Annotated in this window: 1 pseudogene; it reads right to left on the reverse strand. The window is 40.2% G+C overall.

What is annotated here, in order from left to right:
* Nucleotides 1-808 (reverse strand): annotated as a pseudogene (locus MiAbW_RS19160) (protein kinase); the annotation flags it as partial.

The raw sequence follows: 808 nt of genomic DNA on the forward strand, positions 1-808 counted from the left end.
TATACCACTGACCTAACCCAGTTAGAATGACCAGTAAGAGTACGCAATTGTTTTCCCGTTGCTACTTCCCAAATTTTGATAGTTTTGTCACCACTCCCACTAGCTAAATAGCAGCCATCAGGACTATCTGCTACTGAGTAAACCGAGCTAAAATGACCAGTAAGGGTATGCAATTGTTTTCCCGTTGCTACTTCCCAAATTTTGATAGTTTTGTCACCACTCCCACTAGCTAAATAGCGACCATCGGGACTATATACCACTGACCTAACCCAGTTAGAATGACCAGTAAGAGTACGCAATTGTTTTCCCGTTGCTACTTCCCAAATTTTGATAGTTTTGTCACCACTCCCACTAGCTAAATAGCAGCCATCAGGACTATATACCACTGAGTAAACCGAGCTAGAATGACCAGTAAGGGTTTTATCTAAGGATGAAACCGAAGAATTAATCTGAGGAACAACCGACGGTTGTTTAGGAGGTAACTTTAACTGCCCTTCAATCTCATCTAAACGTTGTAAAATAACCCTAGTATTAGCTGGCCTATTCCTGGGCAATCTTCCCATTAACTCATCAATAAAATCCAACAATAACGGGTGAATATTCTCCGTTTCTTCTCGCCAAGCTAAAACATCATTAATCGGATCATAAATTTCTAAAGGATGTTTTCCGGTTAATAAATGCACAAAAGTTCGTCCTAAAGCATGAAAATCTGATTGAATCACCGCTTGGCCATGTTGTTGTTCATTGGGTGTATATCCGGCTGAGGTAATACCTGTTACTTGTTGACCTTTGAACTTTTGATGATAGG

The organism is Microcystis aeruginosa NIES-4325 (assembly GCF_008974145.1).
Taxonomy (GTDB): domain Bacteria; phylum Cyanobacteriota; class Cyanobacteriia; order Cyanobacteriales; family Microcystaceae; genus Microcystis; species Microcystis aeruginosa_G.